The organism is Streptococcus sp. 517s, assembly GCF_054445985.1.
Genome location: NZ_CM136847.1, coordinates 1065031 through 1084034, shown reverse-complemented (window position 1 = coordinate 1084034; position 19004 = coordinate 1065031). Strand labels below are relative to the sequence as shown.

Sequence of the window (19004 nt, the reverse complement as noted above, 5' to 3'; positions counted from 1 at the left end):
ATGGCAACAAAACAAAAAGAAGTAACCACATTTGATGTGCAAGTAGCAGACTTTATCCGTAACCACAAAAAAACGGGAACAGCAACAGACGATGAAATCAACTCAAGTTTGGTGATTCCTTTTACTTTAGATGCAGACGGCATTGAAGACCTTTTGCAACGGATTCAGGATGCTGGAATTTCTATCACGGATAACGAAGGGAATCCAAGTGCACGTGTCCTTAGTACAGAAGAAGAACCAGAACTCAGTGATGAGGACTTGATTGGCTCAACTTCTGCCAAGGTTAATGATCCAGTCCGTATGTATTTGAAGGAAATCGGGGTCGTTCCTCTCTTGACCAACGAAGAGGAAAAAGAATTGGCACTAGCAGTTGAGGCTGGTGATATCGAAGCCAAACAACGTCTTGCAGAGGCCAACCTTCGTTTGGTAGTTTCTATCGCTAAGCGCTACGTAGGTCGTGGCATGCAGTTTCTCGATTTGATTCAAGAAGGAAACATGGGCTTGATGAAGGCCGTGGACAAGTTTGACTACTCAAAAGGATTCAAGTTTTCTACTTATGCAACCTGGTGGATTCGTCAGGCGATTACCCGTGCCATCGCTGATCAGGCCCGTACCATTCGTATCCCTGTTCACATGGTTGAAACCATTAACAAGCTTGTCCGTGAACAGCGGAATCTCCTTCAAGAATTGGGTCAAGATCCAACTCCTGAACAAATCGCTGAACGTATGGATATGACACCTGACAAGGTGCGTGAAATCTTGAAAATCGCCCAAGAGCCAGTATCACTTGAAACACCGATTGGTGAAGAGGACGATAGCCATCTTGGGGACTTTATCGAAGACGAAGTGATTGAAAATCCAGTAGACTACACAACTCGTATCGTTTTGCGTGAGCAGTTGGATGAAGTCTTGGATACACTTACAGATCGTGAAGAAAACGTCTTGCGCTTGCGCTTCGGTTTGGACGATGGGAAAATGCGTACTCTTGAAGATGTTGGTAAAGTCTTTAACGTGACTCGCGAGCGTATCCGTCAGATTGAGGCTAAGGCTTTGAGAAAATTGCGCCAACCAAGTCGTAGCAAACCCCTTCGTGATTTTATTGAAGACTAAGAGTGAGGAATAACATGGCTTATACAGAAGAGCAAATTGAAACGATTAAAACTCGTATTTTGACTGCCTTGGAAGAGGTCATCGACCCTGAGTTGGGAATTGATATTGTCAACTTAGGTTTGATTTATGAGATTCGTTTTGATGGTGAAACAGGTCACACGGAAATTGATATGACCTTGACAACTATGGGGTGCCCACTGGCTGACCTCTTAACAGACCAGATACACGATGCGATGACAGAGGTGCCTGAGGTAACCAATATCGAAGTCAAATTGGTCTGGTATCCAGCCTGGACGGTTGAAAAAATGAGTCGCTATGCGCGTATCGCCCTAGGAATTAAGTAATCAATTGGAAAATTGCGAGAGACGATTGGAAAAGAGAGGGGCTCCTCCATTTTCCTCTGGTCTCTTCTTTCTTTTACTGATTTTCTTGAAATAAAATGGTATAATGAGTAGTATGGAAAACAAAAAATTGCGTATTAATATGCTAAGTTCAAGTGAAAAAGTGGCTGGTCAAGGAGTGTCAGGAGCCTACCGTGAATTGGTGAGTCTCCTTCACCGTGATGCAAAAGACCAGTTGATTGTTACAGAGAATCTCCCTGTAGAAGCGGATGTAACTCACTTTCATACCATTGATTTCCCCTATTATTTATCCACATTTCAAAAGAAACGCTCTGGGAGAAAGGTTGGCTATGTGCATTTCTTGCCTGAGACACTCGAGGGGAGTTTGAAAATTCCATTTTTCTTAAAAGGAATTGTCAAACGCTATGTTTTTTCCTTTTACAATCGGATGGAGCACTTGGTGGTGGTTAATCCCATGTTTATCGAGGATCTAGTTGCTGCGGGTATTCCACGAGAAAAAATAACTTATATTCCCAATTTTGTAAATAAAGAAAAATGGCATCCATTACCAGCTGAACAAGTTGCACAACTTCGTGAAGAAATGGATCTCGCAAAAGATCAGTTTGTCGTGGTCGGTGCGGGCCAGGTTCAGAAACGAAAAGGGATTGATGATTTTATCCGTCTTGCTGAAGAATTGTCAGAAATTACCTTTATCTGGGCGGGTGGTTTTTCATTTGGTGGAATAACAGATGGTTATGAACGCTATAAGAAGATTATGGACAATCCACCTAAAAATCTAATTTTCCCAGGTATTGTGTCACCGGAGAGGATGCGGGAACTGTATGCTTTAGCTGATTTGTTCTTACTACCTAGCTATAATGAACTATTCCCTATGACCATCTTAGAGGCAGCTAGTTGCGAGGCTCCTATTATGTTAAGGGATTTGAACCTGTATAAGGTCATTCTTGAGGGAGATTATCGTGCTACAAGTGATGTCTCTGAGATGAGAGAAGCAATCCTAGAATATAAAGAAAATCCTGAAGCGTTGAAAGAATTGAAAGAAAAAGCGAAAAGGATATCCAAGCAGTATTCAGAAGAGCGTTTACTGGGAATTTGGTTAAAATTTTATCGGGAACAGGCTGCTCTAGGTAAAAAGTGAGGTAATCTATGCGAATTGGTTTATTTACAGACACCTATTTTCCTCAGGTTTCCGGGGTTGCGACCAGTATTCGAACCTTGAAGATAGAGCTTGAGAAGCAAGGCCATGCAGTTTTTATCTTTACAACAACAGATAAAGATGTGAACCGCTACGAGGATTGGCAAATTATTCGAATTCCGAGTGTTCCTTTCTTTGCATTTAAAGATCGACGATTTGCCTATAGAGGTTTTACAAAGGCACTTGAAATCGCCAAGCAGTATCAGCTAGATATCATTCACACTCAGACAGAATTCTCACTTGGATTATTAGGAATTTGGATTGCACGAGAATTGAGAATTCCTGTTATCCATACCTACCATACCCAGTACGAAGACTATGTGCATTATATTGCTAAGGGCATGCTAATTCGTCCGAGTATGGTAAAATATCTGGTACGTGGTTTCCTTCGTGATGTAGATGGAGTAATCTGCCCTAGCGAGATTGTTCGGGACCTTTTATCTAAATACAAAGTGAAGGTTGAAAAACGTGTCATTCCAACCGGAATTGAGCTAGCTAAGTTTGAACGACCTGAGATTAAAGAGGAAAACTTGCAAGAACTTCGTTCGAAGTTAGGTATTCAGGAAGACGAGAAAATGCTACTGAGCCTTTCGCGTATTTCCTTTGAGAAGAATATCCAAGCAGTCCTAGATGCTTTTGCTGAAGTATTGAAAGAAGAAGATAAAGTGAAGCTGGTCGTTGCTGGAGACGGTCCTTATCTGGACAGTCTGAAAGAGCAAGCAGTGAAATTAAACCTGCAAAAACATGTGGTTTTTACAGGTATGATTGCTCCAAGCGAGACAGCCCTATACTATAAGGCTGCAGATTTCTTTATTTCTGCTTCCACTAGTGAAACCCAAGGATTGACTTATCTAGAGAGTCTAGCCAGTGGAACGCCTGTTATCGCTCATGGCAACCCCTATCTTGATAACCTGATCAGTGACAAAATGTTTGGAACCCTCTATTATGGAGAACGAGAGCTTGCAGGAGCTATCCTTGAAGCATTGATTGCTACTCCTGATATGTCTGAACAAAAGTTGGCGGATAAGTTGTACGAAATTTCGGCTGAGAACTTTGGAAAACGAGTACATGAGTTTTACCTTGATGCCATTATCTCAAATAACTTTGAACATGAATTACATGATGGGAAACCTGCCAGTCAGCGCTTTTTGAAAACGATTTTATATCTACCCCAACAGGCTGTTACAAGTCCAGTAAAAGAGTCTAAGCGTATTTTACGGGCTTCTCGGAAGCAATTATCCAGCATCAGAGATTATTGGAAAGATGAATTCAAATAATAGAATAAGAGGAAAATATTATGAAAAAATTAATGCGAAGTGGAAAAAACCAAATAATTGGTGGAGTCTGTGCAGGAGTTGCCCATTATTTTGATATTGACCCAACAATTGTTCGTGTTGTTTGGGGTGTTCTTGCATTTTGTTATGGAGCAGGAATCCTTGCTTACATCATTTTATGGGTGGTTGCACCGGTTTCGACAGACTATTAATTTAGAATTATAAAGTGAAAAGGAGAAGTTATGGCTTTTGGAGATAATGGAAAACGTAAAAAAACATTGTTTGAGAAAGTGACACTTGTTGTCGTGCTCATCATGTTGTTTGTAACCCTTGCTGGTATCTTTGCAACTGCGCTTGGAGCTTTTAGTAGATTCTAAGCAAGCTACGAGGATAGAAACAATAACTAATGACTGGGTTCTCCCCAGCCTTTTTAAAGTGAGAAGAAAATATGAGTATGTTTTTAGATACAGCTAAGATCAAGGTCAAGGCTGGTAATGGTGGCGATGGCATGGTTGCTTTTCGCCGTGAAAAATATGTCCCTAATGGCGGTCCTTGGGGCGGTGATGGTGGACGTGGAGGTAACGTTGTTTTCGTGGTAGACGAAGGCTTACGTACCTTGATGGATTTCCGCTATAACCGTCATTTCAAGGCTGATTCCGGTGAAAAAGGAATGACCAAAGGAATGCATGGACGTGGTGCAGAAGACCTTCGTGTTCGTGTGCCACAGGGAACTACTGTACGTGATGCAGAAACAGGTAAAGTCATTACAGACTTGATTGCACATGGTCAAGAATTTATCGTGGCTCATGGCGGTCGAGGCGGTCGTGGGAATATCCGTTTTGCAACACCAAAAAATCCTGCGCCTGAAATCTCTGAGAATGGAGAACCAGGTCAAGAACGTGAGTTACAACTGGAATTGAAGATTCTAGCAGATGTTGGTCTAGTCGGTTTCCCATCTGTCGGAAAGTCAACTTTGCTCAGTGTCATCACTTCAGCCAAACCAAAAATCGGTGCCTACCACTTTACGACGATTGTCCCTAATTTGGGCATGGTTCGTACGCAGTCAGGTGAATCTTTTGCAGTAGCAGACCTTCCAGGTTTGATTGAAGGTGCCAGTCAAGGTGTTGGGCTTGGAACCCAGTTCCTTCGACATATCGAACGTACACGAGTCATCCTCCATGTCATCGATATGTCTGCTAGCGAAGGTCGTGATTCTTATGAGGATTACCTTGCTATCAATAAAGAATTGGAATCCTACAACCTTCGTCTCATGGAACGTCCGCAGATCATCGTGGCCAACAAGATGGATATGCCTGAAAGTCAGGAAAATCTTAAAACTTTCAGGGAAAAGTTGGCAGCAAACTACGACGAGTTTGAGGAACTTCCAGCCATCTTCCCTATTTCTGGATTGACCAAGCAAGGTTTGGCAACTCTTTTGGATGCGACAGCTGAATTGTTGGACAAGACTCCAGAATTTCCGATTTATGATGAATCCGATATGGAAGAAGAGGCGTACTACGGCTTTGACGAGGAAGAAAAAGCCTTTGAGATTAGTCGTGATGATGATGCGACATGGGTACTTTCTGGTGAAAAACTCATGAAACTCTTTAACATGACCAACTTTGACCGTGACGAATCGGTCATGAAGTTTGCCCGTCAGCTTCGTGGTATGGGAGTTGACGAAGCTCTTCGTGCACGTGGTGCCAAAGATGGCGACTTGGTCCGCATCGGTAAATTTGAGTTTGAATTTGTAGACTAGGAGATTGATATGGGAGATAAACCGATATCATTCCGAGATGCAGATGGAAATTTTGTTTCTGCAGCAGATGTGTGGAATGAAAAGAAACTAGAAGAATTGTTTAATCGTCTCAATCCTAAACGTGCTCTTCGATTGGCACGTACAAAGAAAGAAGAAACACAGTCAAAGAAATAAAAAATTCCCGTGATCTTTTGGTCACGGGATTTGTGTTATTCGCCAAAGAAAAATGGTGGTGCGTATTTTTTAAGGCTTTCAAAACAAGCTTGCGCTTTTGTAGCATCTTCACAGATAATCATGCAGACATCATCTCCACAAAGCGTTGCAATGACATCTGGAAAGTCCAAGGAATCAATTACAGATCCAAATGATTGGGCTAAACCAGGTAAGGTTTTCAAAATAACTTGGTGTTGGACAGGACGCAACATAACAAGAGCATCTTCCATATAATTTTCGAGACGTTTTTCCCACTTGGAGATAGAGCCTGTATTTAACACGTAGTAAGAATTGTCTTCTTCTCGTACTTTTGAAAGGTTCATGGTTTTGATATCGCGTGATAAGGTAGCCTGTGTAACCTGGATATCGTTTTCGGCTAACAAGGCTTGCAATTCCGCTTGGGTATGGATTTTATTTTTTGAAACGAGGGCACGAATAAGTTGGTGTCTGTGTTCAGATTTGTTCATAAGTGTTAATAGCTCCTTTTATGAGGGAATAGTGATAGTAGACTGTGCTAAATCAACAGTCAACTGATAGTCTGTATTATCTCGAATTGTAATCTCAAAGTCTGTTGTGTAGAGAACCAAGCGGAGAGTGTCTCCTTCTTTAAGTTTGTAGATAGTTGGTTGGAGCTCTAGCTTGAAGTCCATCCATTCATTTGGTTGAATTTCTTCGATTGTCAAGAGATCATCTCGATTTTGAAGATTGAGGTAGCCTTTGGTGATGACACGTTGGGCACTTGGGTTTAATGGCAGTTCACAGAGATTTTCTAACATGTGGTAACGACCATTATCAATGGTTCGGACTGATTGAACCGCTGGATAGGGTTGAAGGTACTTCTGTTGTCCTAGTTGGAGGACTTGGGCAGACAATAAGCCCTTGTTTGTACTTGATTTGACACGAAGTTCCAGCTCCACTCGCCCATTTAAGTGAATGCCTTGACTTACTGGAAGGTCAATGGTGATTTGATTGGCTTTTCCTTGGTAAAGTTCGGTGTTGAAGGTCTGGTAAGTCTTGCCATACCGCTCAAAGTCTTTCTGATCATACTGGTTTTGAATCACTTTTTCTTCAGTTCCAAGTGAGAAAGTATGCAGTTTATTCTGTTTGCCAAAGTTATCAAGGCTCTGCCAAGTTTGCGGTGCAGTATTGTCCTGCCAGATGACAGTAGGAAGTTGATAGTTTGAGTCAAGTCCTAACAATTTTTTACTTAACAAGGCATTCATGGACTCGCGGAAGTCAATTGACTGCCAGTTGTTCATATAGACATGGGCACCATGATGGAAAAAGAGGTGCTTGTTGATATGAGTTGGAAGGGCATGAAACATCTGGTAAACATGAAGAGGTTTGACATTCCAATCCTGAGAACCATGCGTAAAGACGACCTCAGCTTGAACCTTGTGAGCATTGAGTAGATAGTTGCGGTCATGCCAAAACTGATTGTAGTCACCAGTCTTGCGATCTAATTGTTCTTTTACCTTCTCTAGGTCTGCCTGATGAGCTCCATTACCACGAATATAATCACCAGCTAGGAGATTACGGGAGTAGGTCAATTCAGCAAGTGAGTCAAAATCCTCACCTGGATAACCACCTGGGCTAGTCACCAGACCATTTTCTCGATAGTAGTTGTACCAAGAGGAAATACCTGCTTCAGCGATAATGACCTCTAAGCCATCAACACCAGTGGTCGCAAGCCCATTGGACATGGTACCCAGATAAGAAAGTCCTGTTGTTGCGACTTTGCCGTTTGACCAATCAGCCTTGACTTGACGTTTGCGCGTGTGATCCGTGAAAGCACGACAACGACCATTGAGCCAATCAATCACGTTTTTATATGCTTCAATTTGCTGGTAGTCCCCATTGGTCATGAGACCTTGGGAATCCCTGGTACCAACACCCGATACATAGAGATTGGCAAATCCTCGTGGGAGGAAGTAGTCGTTGAGAGTGTATGAGCTATTGATATGAGCTAACTTTTCTTCAACTTCAGAGACGAGTTCAGCTTGACCGAGAGGTTCGACTAAATTCAGCTTAGGCTCCTCATGCTCAATGGTGTGGGCAGGTTTGACCTCAAGTTCCCCTTCCATTTTGTAGAGAGCTTTATCGCTAGCTTTGACGTTGGTTCCTTGGTGATAAGGGCTGGCAGTCATAACTGAAGGAATTTGTCCATCATAACGCGGGCGAATAATGCTGACCTTGACTAAGTCAGGGAGACTGTCTTTATCAGTATCCACACGACTCTCGACATACACAACTTCACGAATGACATCATGACTAGAGAAGGTTGCCAAGCTCTTACCGTTAAAGTAGTGGTAGTGATTGTCTTCTGAAATGAGTCCGTCACTAACAAGTTGGTCGATGAGCGTATTTCCTTTTTTTGTTCGCGTATTGAGTAACTGATAAAGATTTTCGATGAGATCTCCATAAACAATAGGAAATCCAGTTTCTTTACGGAATTGTTCGGCGTCCTCAAAGTCAACAAAATAGTTAAACCCTAAAAGTTGAAAAACTACCGTGTAGAAAACATCAGCAGTTAAATCACGCTCTGATTGGAAAAAAGTTAATAGATCTGTTTCGTTATCCGCAGCCAAAGTGGATAAGACATAATCCGTGTTAGAATAAGTGAAAAAACTCCAACGGATGAAGTCTTCAAATTGCTTTTTTAAGGGCAGATGAGGTGACAATTTCAGACCAAGACTTGCTAATTCATCTAATTGTTGAGAACTAGTGGTCGGAAGATAGCTAAATTGATTAAAACGCATGGTTCTCTCCTTTGAAAACAGACTGAATTTATTATATCAAAAAATAAGGAAAAATGGAATAAATAAACTTTAATGCAAGAAATTTCGTGAAGCGGAATACCTATTTAGTAAGTTATTATAAAATGATGAATAAATACTATAATAAAAAGCCCTTTCTTAGAATTTTTTATATGTGAAATTGCATATAGAGTTCGGCTTTATTATACTTTACTTAGTATAAAAATGTCTAAAATGACATTCAAATCCATCTTATAATATTAAAAATTAAAGGGAAGAAAGACGGAGAGGTTGTAAATGCTGATGTTAAAAAGAAAGCATCCGAGTTTCTTCAATATCCAGCTTAAAATGGTATAATAGTAGTAAAACGAAAGCAAGGAGGAGAAGAAATGATTGCGCAGCTCGACACCAAGACTGTTTATAGTTTTATGGAAAGTGTGGTTTCGATTGAAAAATACGTTCAAACGGCTAAAGAGTATGGCTATTCTCACCTTGCTATTATGGATGTGGATAATCTCTATGGAGCCTATCATTTTCTAGAAGTGACTCGTAAGTATGGCATCCAACCTTTAATTGGTCTTGAAATGACCTTGATCAAAGATGAGGAGAATATTTCTCTTCGTTTTCTAGCCCTATCCACTAAAGGCTATCAAGAGTTGATGAAGTTATCCACTTTAAAAATGACTGGACGGAAAAATTGGTCTGACTTCACCTCCCACCTCGAAGATGTGGCCATTATTGTGCCCTATTTTAATGGGGTCGAACAACTGGATTTGGGGCATGATTATTTTATCGGTGTCAGTCCAGATACTCCTCAAGAAGTCTTTACCAGACCGATTCTTCCACTCTATCAAGTCAACTCTTTTGAAAAAGAAGATATACAAGTTTTGCAAATCTTGTCGGCAGTCAAGGACAATGTCAGCCTAAGAGAAGTGGATGTACATTCACAACAAGGGATTTTTTTACCTGCCTCAGACTTGGAAGCACGTTTTATGAATCGCTTCCCTCAGGCGCTTGTCAGTCTTCAGGGGTTGATAGAGAATGTAAGCTATCAAATCGACCCAAGTTTAAAACTTCCTCGCTTTAATCCTGAAAGACCTGCAGTAGAAGAACTTCGAGAGAGGGCTGAGCAAGGCTTGAGTGACAAGGGGCTAACCTCAGTTATTTATCATGAGCGACTGAATGAGGAATTGGCTGTGATTCATGATATGGGCTTTGACGACTATTTTCTTGTAGTTTGGGATTTGCTCCGTTTTGGACGTTCCCAAGGATATTATATGGGAATGGGGCGTGGTTCTGCGGTTGGTAGTCTAGTAGCTTACTCACTGGATATTACAGGAATTGACCCGGTTGAGAAGAACTTGATTTTCGAACGCTTTTTAAATCGTGAGCGCTACACCATGCCTGATATCGATATTGACATCCCTGACCTTTATAGACCAGAGTTCATTCGCTATGTTCGTGATCGCTATGGTAGTCAACATGTGGCACAGATTGTCACTTATTCGACCTTTGGAGCAAAACAGGCAATTCGTGATGTTTTCAAACGCTATGGTGTTCCTGAGTATGAATTAACAAATATTACGAAAAAAATCAGTTTCCGAGATACGCTAACGACGGCCTATGAAAAGAATTTACAGTTTAGGCAGGTCATAAATAGCAAAATGGAATACCAAAAAGCTTTTGAGATTGCTCGAAAGATTGAAGGGTATCCTCGTCAGACCTCTATTCATGCTGCAGGAGTCGTCATGAGTGACCAAGACCTGACAGACTATATTCCACTCAAATACGGTGAGGATATGCTCATTACCCAATATGATGCTCATGGTGTTGAAGCTAATGGACTTCTAAAAATGGATTTCCTAGGTCTGCGTAACTTAACTTTTGTCCAAAAAATGCAGGAATTACTGGCTGAGTCAGAAGGTGTTCATCTGAGAATAGAGGATATTGATCTGGAAGACAAAGAAACTCTGGCTCTCTTTGCTTCTGGAAATACCAAGGGGATTTTCCAATTTGAACAACCTGGCGCCATTCGACTCTTGAAACGAGTTCAGCCGCAAGTCTTTGAAGAGGTAGTAGCCACGACCTCCCTCAACAGACCAGGTGCTAGTGATTATATTGATAATTTTGTTGCTCGTAAGCACGGTAAAGAAAAGGTGACGGTGCTGGATCCTGTCTTGGAGGATATTCTCTCATCAACCTACGGTATCATGCTCTATCAAGAGCAGGTCATGCAGGTAGCTCAGCGCTTTGGAGGCTTCAGTCTTGGTAAAGCCGATATTCTCAGACGAGCCATGGGGAAGAAAAATGCTAAAGAGATGCATTTGATGAAGGAAGATTTTATCACAGGAGCTATGAAACTTGGGCATACAGAAGAAAAGGCCAACCAAGTTTTTGCAGTGATGGAAAAGTTTGCAGGCTATGGATTTAACAGATCCCACGCTTATGCCTACTCAGCGCTGGCTTTCCAGCTTGCTTATTTCAAGATACACTATCCTGCTATTTTCTTCCAAGTCATGTTGAATTATTCTAGCAGTGATTACATTGTGGATGCATTGCAGATGGGCTTTGAAGTAGCCCCGTTAGCAATCAATAGCATTCCCTATCACGATAAAATTGCTCAGAAGAAAATATATCTTGGTCTAAAAGCCATTAAGGGCATGCCAAGAGATTTTTCTTACTGGATCATCGAAAATCGTCCTTTTTCAAGTGTGGAAGATTTCGTCACACGTCTTCCCAAGAATTACAAGAAACTTTCGCTTTTGACACCTTTGGTTGAACTAGGGCTTTTTGATGAATTTGACAAGAATCGTCAGAAAATCTTAGTGAACCTACCAAACTTATTTGTTTTTGTTGAGGAGTTAGGTGGACTCTTTGCGGATACAAATTATAGTTGGACTGAAGCTGATGATTTTACTGAGGCAGAGAGATTTTACAAGGAGCAGGAACTGATTGGGGTAGGTATCAGTGCCCATCCTCTCCAAACTCTTGCCAAACAAGCCATTTACCCAACGACGCCGATTGCTAATCTTACTGAAGGAGCTCAAGCTACTCTCCTAGTTGAAGTGCAAAAACTAAAAGTGATTCGAACCAAGAAGGGCGAGAACATGGCCTTTCTACAGGTTCATGATAGTAAGTCTCGGATGGATGTGACTGTATTTTCAGATCAATATAGAAAATTCGCCCCCATCCTATCCGAAGGGAAATTTTACTACATCAATGGCAAAGTTCAATCTCGAGATGGTCGTCTGCAAATGATTGCACAAGATTTGAAAGAAGCAGTAGCGGAACGATTCTGGATTCAAGTTAAAAATCATGAATACGATAAAGAGATTTCAAATATCCTAGAACAATACAAAGGTCCAATTCCTGTCATTATCAGGTATGAAGAGGAGCAAAAAACAGTTGTTTCTACACGGCATTTTGTAAAAAAAGAGCCAGCTTTACAGGAGAAATTAAAGGAAATCACCATGAAAACGATTTATCGCTAAAAATACGAAAAATAGAAGAATTTTCGATTTAAATGTGGTATAATCAGTAAGAATGTTAAAAGGAAAAGGAGCAAAAACCAAATGAAACGTATTGCTGTTTTGACCAGTGGTGGAGACGCCCCTGGTATGAATGCTGCCATCCGTGCAGTAGTTCGCCAAGCAATCTCAGAAGGAATGGAAGTATTTGGTATCTATGATGGATACGCTGGTATGGTTGCCGGCGAAATTTATCCACTTGATGCTGCTTCCGTAGGAGACATCATTTCCCGTGGTGGTACTTTCCTTCACTCTGCTCGTTACCCTGAGTTTGCACAACTTGAAGGTCAACTTAAAGGGATTGAGCAGTTGAAAAAACACGGTATCGAAGGTGTCGTTGTTATCGGTGGTGACGGTTCTTATCACGGAGCTATGCGCTTGACTGAGCATGGATTCCCTGCTATCGGACTTCCAGGTACAATCGATAACGATATCGTAGGTACTGACTTCACAATCGGATTTGATACTGCAGTTACGACTGCAATGGATGCAATCGATAAGATTCGTGATACATCATCAAGTCACCGTCGTACTTTCGTTGTTGAAGTAATGGGACGTAATGCTGGTGATATCGCACTTTGGGCAGGTATTGCAACTGGTGCTGATGAAATCATTATCCCTGAAGAAGGCTTCAAGATGGAAGATATCGTAGCTAGTATCAAAGCTGGTTATGAATGCGGTAAAAAACACAACATCATCGTTTTGGCCGAGGGGGTTATGTCTGCCGATGAATTCGGTAAGAAACTCAAGGAAGCAGGAGATACTAGTGACCTTCGTGTGACTGAGCTTGGACATATCCAACGTGGTGGTTCACCAACCGCTCGCGACCGTGTATTAGCGTCACGTATGGGAGCACACGCTGTTAAACTTCTCAAACAAGGAATCGGTGGTGTCGCTGTTGGTATCCGTAACGAAAAAATGGTTGAGAATCCAATTCTTGGAACAGCAGAAGAAGGAGCCTTGTTCAGCCTAACAGCTGATGGCAAAATCGTTGTTAACAACCCTCACAAAGCTGACCTTGGACTTGCTAGCTTGAACAAGAGCTTGTCATAATCAACTTTAACTAATCTGGTAAAATGACCATAAAAGGTCAAATTATATAAAGGAGTCACAAATCATGAATAAACGTGTAAAAATCGTTGCAACTTTGGGTCCTGCGGTTGAAATCCGTGGTGGAAAGAAATTCGGTGATGACGGATACTGGGGTGAAAAACTTGACGTTGAAGCTTCAGCAAAAAACATTGCTAAATTGATTGAAGCGGGAGCTAACACTTTCCGTTTCAACTTCTCACACGGTGACCACCAAGAACAAGGTGAACGTATGGCAACTGTTAAACTTGCAGAAAAACTTGCAGGTAAGAAAGTTGGTTTCCTTCTTGATACTAAAGGACCAGAAATCCGTACTGAGTTGTTCGAAGGTGAAGCTAAAGAGTACTCATACAAAACTGGTGAAAAAATCCGTGTTGCAACTAAACAAGGAATCAAATCAACTCGTGAAGTGATTGCTTTGAACGTTGCTGGTGCTCTTGACATCTATGATGACGTTGAAGTTGGTCGCCAAGTATTGGTTGACGATGGTAAACTTGGTCTTCGCGTTGTAGAAAAAGACGATGCAACTCGTGAATTTGTAGTTGAAGTGGAAAATGACGGTGTGATCGCTAAACAAAAAGGTGTAAATATCCCTAACACTAAAATTCCTTTCCCAGCTCTTGCTGAACGTGATAACGATGATATCCGCTTTGGTCTTGAACAAGGTATTAACTTCATCGCGATTTCATTCGTCCGTACTGCAAAAGACGTTAACGAAGTTCGTGCAATCTGTGAAGAAACTGGTAACGGTCACGTTCAATTGTTCGCTAAAATCGAAAACCAACAAGGTATTGACAACTTGGATGAAATCATTGAAGCTGCTGACGGTATCATGATCGCCCGTGGTGACATGGGTATTGAAGTACCATTCGAAATGGTTCCAGTTTACCAAAAAATGATTATTACAAAAGTAAATGCAGCTGGTAAAGTCGCTATCACAGCAACAAACATGCTTGAAACTATGACTGAAAAACCACGTGCAACGCGTTCAGAAGTATCAGATGTGTTTAACGCTGTTATCGACGGAACCGACGCTACAATGCTTTCAGGTGAGTCTGCAAATGGTAAATATCCACTTGAGTCAGTTACTACGATGGCAACTATTGACAAAAATGCTCAAACTCTTTTAAAAGAATACGGTCGCTTGTCATCTGTTAACTTGTCACGTAATTCTAAGACTGAGGTTATGGCTTCAGCTGTTAAGGATGCGACAAATTCTATGAATATCAAGTTGGTGGTTACTCTTACTAAGACAGGTCACACTGCTCGTTTGATTTCTAAATACCGTCCAGATGCTGATATCTTGGCAATCACTTTCGATGAATTGACTCAGCGTGGTTTGATGCTTAACTGGGGAGTTATTCCAGTAACCACTGATCGCCCATCAAACACTGATGATATGTTTGATCTCGCTGAAAGAATTGCAGTTGAGCAAGGTTTGGTAGAATCTGGTGATGATATTGTTATCGTTGCAGGTGTACCACTTGGCGAAGCTGTTCGTACAAACACAATGCGCATCCGCACTGTACGCTAATCTAACATTACAAAGCCTATCATATCAAGCTGTTCAGCTTGAATGATAGGCTTTTTTATCGAAATGGAATGTTTAATCAATAGGAATGGGAAAAAATTGAAAATTGTGGTATAATAGAACGAAAAGACCTTTTTAGTAAATTTTGAAAGAGTAAAACATGAGAAAAATTGTCATCAATGGTGGACGTCCATTGCAAGGTGAGATCACCATTAGTGGTGCTAAAAATAGTGTTGTAGCACTTATTCCAGCTATTATCTTATCAGATGATATTGTCACTTTAGATTGTGTTCCAGATATTTCAGACGTTGCTAGTCTTGTCGAAATCATGGAGATTATGGGGGCAACTGTTAAGCGTTATGACGATGTCTTGGAAATTGATCCAAGAGGCGTTCAAAACATTCCTATGCCTTATGGTAAGATTAATAGCTTACGTGCTTCTTATTATTTCTACGGAAGTCTTTTAGGTCGCTTTGGTGAAGCTACAGTTGGACTTCCTGGTGGATGTGATCTGGGGCCTCGTCCGATTGACCTTCACTTAAAAGCCTTTGAAGCCATGGGTGCTAAGGTCAGCTATGAGGGAGATAATATGAATTTATCTGCCCAAGGTAAGGGACTTCATGGCGCAAGTATTTATATGGATACTGTTAGCGTTGGTGCAACGATTAACACTATGATTGCTGCGGTTAAAGCTAAGGGACGCACTGTCATTGAAAATGCGGCTCGTGAACCGGAAATTATCGATGTCGCTACCCTTTTGAACAATATGGGGGCCCACATTCGTGGTGCGGGGACTGATATTATCATTATTGATGGTGTTGAGAAACTTCATGGAACGCATCACCAAGTCATTCCAGACCGTATCGAAGCTGGAACCTATATTTCACTTGCTGCAGCGGTAGGAAAAGGAATTCGCATTAACAACGTTCTCTATGAACACTTAGAAGGCTTTATCGCCAAACTAGAGGAAATGGGCGTTCATATGACGGTCTCAGAAGACAGCATCTTCGTTGAAGAACAGTCTGATTTGAAGGCCATCAATATCAAAACAGCTCCTTATCCTGGATTTGCAACCGATTTGCAACAGCCTATAACTCCGCTATTGCTGACTGCTCAAGGTCGTGGAACCATTATTGATACGATCTATGAAAAACGTGTTAACCATGTTTTTGAATTAGCAAAAATGGATGCGGATATTACGACTACGAATGATCATATTATCTACAACGGTGGTCGTAGGTTGCACGGTGCAAGCGTAAAAGCTACAGACTTGCGAGCTGGTGCAGCGCTTGTTATTGCTGGTTTGATGGCTGAAGGTAAAACTGAAATTACAAATATTGAGTTTATCCTGCGTGGCTATTCAAATATTATTGAAAAATTGCGTAGTCTTGGAGCGGATATTACACTCGTTGAAGACTAAGCCGTTGAGGTGATTATGAATATTTGGACCAAATTAGCAATGTTTTCTTTTTTTGAAACGGAGCGCTTGTATTTGCGTCCTTTCTTTTTTAGTGACAGTCAAGCGTTTTTCGAGATTGCTTCCAATCCTGAAAATTTACAGTTTATTTTTCCCAGTCAATCAAGTTTAGAAGAAAGTCAATACGCGCTTGCCAACTATTTTATGAAGGCTCCTCTAGGTGTTTGGGCTATTTGTCTCCAAGGAAATCAGGAAATGATTGGCTCCATTAAATTTGAAAAGATTGATGAAATCAAAAAAGAAGCAGAAATTGGTTATTTCTTAAAAAAGGATTCTTGGTCACAAGGTTATATGACAGAAGTAGTTACCAAGCTTCGTCAGCTTTCCTTTGAAGAATTTGGTTTAAAACAATTATCCATCATCACTCATCTGGAGAATCAAGCTAGTCAAAAAGTAGCCTTAAAATCGGGCTTTAGTCTCTTCCGACAGTTTAAGGGGAGCGATCGCTATACACGAAAAATGAGGGACTATCTTGAATTTCGATACATAAAAGGAGAATTCAATGAGTAAACACCAGGAAATCTTGTCCTATTTGGAATCGTTGCCAATTGGGAAAAGAGTTAGTGTTCGCAGTATCTCTAATCATCTAGGTGTTAGTGACGGAACCGCCTACCGAGCTATCAAAGAAGCTGAAAATCGTGGCATCGTTGAAACTCGGCCACGTAGTGGAACCATACGAGTTAAGCCAAAGAAAGTGGCTATTGAACGGCTAACCTATGCTGAAATCGCTGAAGTCACCTCCTCTGAGGTTTTAGCCGGTCAGGAAGGACTGGAGAGAGAGTTTAGCAAATTTTCCATTGGGGCCATGACAGAGCAGAATATCCGATCCTATCTCCATGATGGTGGTCTTGTGATCGTAGGTGACCGTACTCGTATTCAACTTCTAGCCTTGGAAAATGAAAATGCGGTCCTTGTGACAGGTGGTTTTCATGTTCAGGATGATGTTCTTGAGTTGGCTAATAAAAAAGGGATTCCAGTTCTAAGAAGTAAAGATGACACTTTTACAGTAGCAACCATGATTAACAAAGCTCTCTCAAATGTTCAAATCAAAACCGATATTCTGACAGTTGAAAAGCTCTATCGTCCCAGTCATGAGTATGGGTTTTTGAGAGAAACCGATACAGTCAAAGACTATCTAGACTTGGTTCGTAAGAACAGAAGTAGCCGTTTTCCAGTTGTTAACCAACACCAAGTGGTTGTTGGGGTTGTTACTATGCGTGACGCAGGAGACAAGTCTCCCAGCACGACGATTGACAAGGTGATGACGCGCAGTATCTTCGTAACAGGGTTAGCGACCAATATTGCCAATGTCAGTCAACGAATGATAGCAGAAGACTTTGAGATGGTTCCCGTTGTTAGAAGCAACCAAACCCTACTCGGTGTTGTAACGCGACGAGATGTCATGGAAAAGATGAGTCGTTCCCAAGTTTCTGCTTTGCCGACTTTCTCAGAGCAAATCGGGCAAAAACTATCTTACCATCATGATGAAGTCGTCATAACTGTTGAGCCCTTCATGTTGGAGAAAAATGGGGTCCTTGCTAATGGAGTCTTGGCTGAAATCCTCAACCATATGACCCAAGACCTGGTTGTGAATAGCGGACGTAATCTCATCATTGAACAGATGTTGATTTATTTCTTGCAGGCTGTACAGATAGATGATACTTTGCGGATTCAGGCTCGTATTATTCACCACACGAGACGCTCAGCTATTATTGATTATGATATTTATCATGGTCATCAGATTGTTTCAAAAGCAAATGTTACGGTTAAAATTAATTAGAATCTAGGAGAAAAAATGATAACTTTAAAATCAGCACGTGAAATCGAAGCCATGGACAAGGCTGGTGATTTCCTAGCAAGTATCCATATCGGCTTACGTGATTTGATTAAGCCAGGCGTGGATATGTGGGAGGTGGAAGAGTACGTTCGTCGACGTTGTAAAGAGGAGAATTTCCTTCCTTTACAGATTGGTGTGGATGGTGCAGTTATGGATTACCCCTATGCCACTTGTTGCTCTCTCAACGACGAAGTAGCTCACGCTTTTCCACGTCATTACATCTTGAAAGATGGCGATTTGCTCAAGGTTGACATGGTACTGGGTGGTCCGATAGCCAAATCCGACCTCAATGTATCTAAACTCAACTTTAATAATGTTGAGCAAATGAAAAAATACACCCAAAGCTATACTGGTGGTTTAGCAGACTCATGTTGGGCTTATGCGGTTGGTACACCGTCTGAAGAAGTGAAAAACTTGATGGACGTGACCAAGGAAGCTATGTATATAGGGATTGAGAAAGCGGTTGTTGGAAATCGTATCGGTGATATCGGTGCGGCCATTCAAGAATACGCTGAAAGTCGCGGTTACGGTGTCGTACGTGATTTGGTTGGTCATGGTGTTGGTCCAACAATGCACGAAGAGCCAATGGTTCCTAACTACGGTATTGCAGGCCGTGGACTCCGTCTTCGTGAAGGAATGGTACTAACCATTGAACCCATGATCAATACTGGTGACTGGGAAATTGATACAGATATGAAGACTGGCTGGGCTCATAAGACTATAGATGGTGGCCTATCTTGCCAATATGAACATCAATTCGTGATTACCAAAGACGGTCCTGTTATCTTGACTAGTCAAGGTGAAGAAGGAACATATTAGAACGATAAAAGGGAGCTTAGCTCCTTTTTTTGTACCTAGTCGAGATAAAAAAGAT

The 19004-nt window shown here is 41.4% G+C and carries 17 protein-coding genes; 15 read left to right on the top strand and 2 right to left on the bottom strand.

The window, feature by feature from the left end; all coding sequences use genetic code 11:
* The 8 genes from rpoD to ACVX3R_RS05485 all read left to right on the top strand — a co-directional run bounded on the left by rpoD (window position 1) and on the right by ACVX3R_RS05485 (window position 5874).
* A complete protein-coding gene (rpoD, locus tag ACVX3R_RS05520) occupies window positions 1-1110 on the top strand; it encodes an RNA polymerase sigma factor RpoD (RefSeq protein ID WP_000201893.1) in 1110 nt (369 codons plus the stop codon).
* 14 nt (window positions 1111-1124) lie between these two features.
* Window positions 1125-1454, top strand: a complete 330-nt coding sequence (locus tag ACVX3R_RS05515; RefSeq protein WP_000331934.1) for a metal-sulfur cluster assembly factor — start codon at window positions 1125-1127, stop codon at window positions 1452-1454.
* Between the two features lie 112 nt (window positions 1455-1566).
* Entirely contained in the window at window positions 1567-2610 is a 1044-nt protein-coding gene (locus ACVX3R_RS05510; RefSeq protein ID WP_458794491.1) for a glycosyltransferase family 4 protein, read from the top strand.
* An 8-nt stretch (window positions 2611-2618) separates the two neighbouring features.
* Complete coding sequence (locus ACVX3R_RS05505; protein ID WP_458794490.1) at window positions 2619-3944, top strand: glycosyltransferase family 4 protein; 1326 nt, start codon at window positions 2619-2621, stop codon at window positions 3942-3944.
* Between the two features lie 20 nt (window positions 3945-3964).
* Window positions 3965-4153 carry a PspC domain-containing protein gene (locus ACVX3R_RS05500; protein ID WP_000735791.1) on the top strand — a complete coding sequence of 63 codons (189 nt, stop codon included), beginning with the start codon at window positions 3965-3967 and terminating at the stop codon, window positions 4151-4153.
* Window positions 4154-4183: 30 nt separating this feature from the next.
* Window positions 4184-4318: a DUF4044 domain-containing protein gene (locus ACVX3R_RS05495; RefSeq protein ID WP_000863851.1), complete on the top strand. Its 135-nt coding sequence runs from the start codon at window positions 4184-4186 to the stop codon at window positions 4316-4318.
* 71 nt (window positions 4319-4389) lie between these two features.
* Window positions 4390-5700 (top strand): GTPase ObgE, encoded by a 1311-nt coding sequence (gene obgE / locus ACVX3R_RS05490; RefSeq protein WP_458794489.1) that lies wholly within the window; start codon window positions 4390-4392, stop codon window positions 5698-5700.
* Between the two features lie 9 nt (window positions 5701-5709).
* Complete coding sequence (locus tag ACVX3R_RS05485; RefSeq protein ID WP_000502578.1) at window positions 5710-5874, top strand: hypothetical protein; 165 nt, start codon at window positions 5710-5712, stop codon at window positions 5872-5874.
* A gap of 35 nt (window positions 5875-5909) precedes the next feature.
* Here ACVX3R_RS05485 and ACVX3R_RS05480 read toward each other — a convergent pair whose 3' ends face one another.
* Both ACVX3R_RS05480 and ACVX3R_RS05475 read right to left on the bottom strand, forming a co-directional pair.
* On the bottom strand, window positions 5910-6380 hold the full coding sequence (locus ACVX3R_RS05480; protein ID WP_007519472.1) for an arginine repressor: 471 nt from the start codon (window positions 6378-6380) through the stop codon (window positions 5910-5912).
* 18 nt (window positions 6381-6398) lie between these two features.
* Entirely contained in the window at window positions 6399-8672 is a 2274-nt protein-coding gene (locus ACVX3R_RS05475; RefSeq protein WP_458794488.1) for a Xaa-Pro dipeptidyl-peptidase, read from the bottom strand.
* Between the two features lie 386 nt (window positions 8673-9058).
* On the opposite strand from ACVX3R_RS05475, the gene ACVX3R_RS05470 reads away from it, so the two are divergent.
* The 7 genes from ACVX3R_RS05470 (at window position 9059) to ACVX3R_RS05440 (ending at window position 18949) form a co-directional block, all read left to right on the top strand.
* Window positions 9059-12160: a DNA polymerase III subunit alpha gene (locus ACVX3R_RS05470; RefSeq protein ID WP_458794487.1), complete on the top strand. Its 3102-nt coding sequence runs from the start codon at window positions 9059-9061 to the stop codon at window positions 12158-12160.
* An 81-nt stretch (window positions 12161-12241) separates the two neighbouring features.
* Window positions 12242-13249 carry a 6-phosphofructokinase gene (pfkA, locus tag ACVX3R_RS05465; protein ID WP_000820880.1) on the top strand — a complete coding sequence of 336 codons (1008 nt, stop codon included), beginning with the start codon at window positions 12242-12244 and terminating at the stop codon, window positions 13247-13249.
* Window positions 13250-13313: 64 nt separating this feature from the next.
* On the top strand, window positions 13314-14819 hold the full coding sequence (pyk, locus tag ACVX3R_RS05460) for a pyruvate kinase (RefSeq protein ID WP_084920963.1): 1506 nt from the start codon (window positions 13314-13316) through the stop codon (window positions 14817-14819).
* 157 nt (window positions 14820-14976) lie between these two features.
* On the top strand, window positions 14977-16236 hold the full coding sequence (locus ACVX3R_RS05455) for a UDP-N-acetylglucosamine 1-carboxyvinyltransferase (RefSeq protein WP_458794486.1): 1260 nt from the start codon (window positions 14977-14979) through the stop codon (window positions 16234-16236).
* A gap of 15 nt (window positions 16237-16251) precedes the next feature.
* On the top strand, window positions 16252-16803 hold the full coding sequence (locus ACVX3R_RS05450; RefSeq protein ID WP_458794485.1) for a GNAT family N-acetyltransferase: 552 nt from the start codon (window positions 16252-16254) through the stop codon (window positions 16801-16803).
* Window positions 16796-18073, top strand: coding sequence for a CBS-HotDog domain-containing transcription factor SpxR (gene spxR, locus ACVX3R_RS05445; protein ID WP_308687609.1), 1278 nt, complete (start codon window positions 16796-16798; stop codon window positions 18071-18073). The genes ACVX3R_RS05450 and spxR overlap by 8 nt, the downstream gene beginning before the upstream one ends.
* Window positions 18074-18088: 15 nt before the next feature.
* Window positions 18089-18949 carry a methionyl aminopeptidase gene (locus ACVX3R_RS05440; protein ID WP_000631555.1) on the top strand — a complete coding sequence of 287 codons (861 nt, stop codon included), beginning with the start codon at window positions 18089-18091 and terminating at the stop codon, window positions 18947-18949.
* Window positions 18950-19004: the final 55 nt, after the last annotated feature.

Bases quoted from the DNA above. Each gene is read 5' to 3' on its own strand.
- ACVX3R_RS05450 (WP_458794485.1), top strand. From the start codon at position 16,252: ATGAATATTTGGACCAAATTAGCAATGTTTTCTTTTTTTGAAACGGAG.
- ACVX3R_RS05470 (WP_458794487.1), top strand. From the start codon at position 9,059: ATGATTGCGCAGCTCGACACCAAGACTGTTTATAGTTTTATGGAAAGT.
- ACVX3R_RS05455 (WP_458794486.1), top strand. From the start codon at position 14,977: ATGAGAAAAATTGTCATCAATGGTGGACGTCCATTGCAAGGTGAGATC.
- ACVX3R_RS05505 (WP_458794490.1), top strand. From the start codon at position 2,619: ATGCGAATTGGTTTATTTACAGACACCTATTTTCCTCAGGTTTCCGGG.
- rpoD (WP_000201893.1), top strand. From the start codon at position 1: ATGGCAACAAAACAAAAAGAAGTAACCACATTTGATGTGCAAGTAGCA.
- pfkA (WP_000820880.1), top strand. From the start codon at position 12,242: ATGAAACGTATTGCTGTTTTGACCAGTGGTGGAGACGCCCCTGGTATG.
- pyk (WP_084920963.1), top strand. From the start codon at position 13,314: ATGAATAAACGTGTAAAAATCGTTGCAACTTTGGGTCCTGCGGTTGAA.
- ACVX3R_RS05440 (WP_000631555.1), top strand. From the start codon at position 18,089: ATGATAACTTTAAAATCAGCACGTGAAATCGAAGCCATGGACAAGGCT.
- ACVX3R_RS05480 (WP_007519472.1), bottom strand. From the start codon at position 6,380: ATGAACAAATCTGAACACAGACACCAACTTATTCGTGCCCTCGTTTCA.
- obgE (WP_458794489.1), top strand. From the start codon at position 4,390: ATGAGTATGTTTTTAGATACAGCTAAGATCAAGGTCAAGGCTGGTAAT.
- ACVX3R_RS05475 (WP_458794488.1), bottom strand. From the start codon at position 8,672: ATGCGTTTTAATCAATTTAGCTATCTTCCGACCACTAGTTCTCAACAA.
- ACVX3R_RS05485 (WP_000502578.1), top strand. From the start codon at position 5,710: ATGGGAGATAAACCGATATCATTCCGAGATGCAGATGGAAATTTTGTT.
- ACVX3R_RS05510 (WP_458794491.1), top strand. From the start codon at position 1,567: ATGGAAAACAAAAAATTGCGTATTAATATGCTAAGTTCAAGTGAAAAA.
- ACVX3R_RS05500 (WP_000735791.1), top strand. From the start codon at position 3,965: ATGAAAAAATTAATGCGAAGTGGAAAAAACCAAATAATTGGTGGAGTC.
- ACVX3R_RS05515 (WP_000331934.1), top strand. From the start codon at position 1,125: ATGGCTTATACAGAAGAGCAAATTGAAACGATTAAAACTCGTATTTTG.
- ACVX3R_RS05495 (WP_000863851.1), top strand. From the start codon at position 4,184: ATGGCTTTTGGAGATAATGGAAAACGTAAAAAAACATTGTTTGAGAAA.
- spxR (WP_308687609.1), top strand. From the start codon at position 16,796: ATGAGTAAACACCAGGAAATCTTGTCCTATTTGGAATCGTTGCCAATT.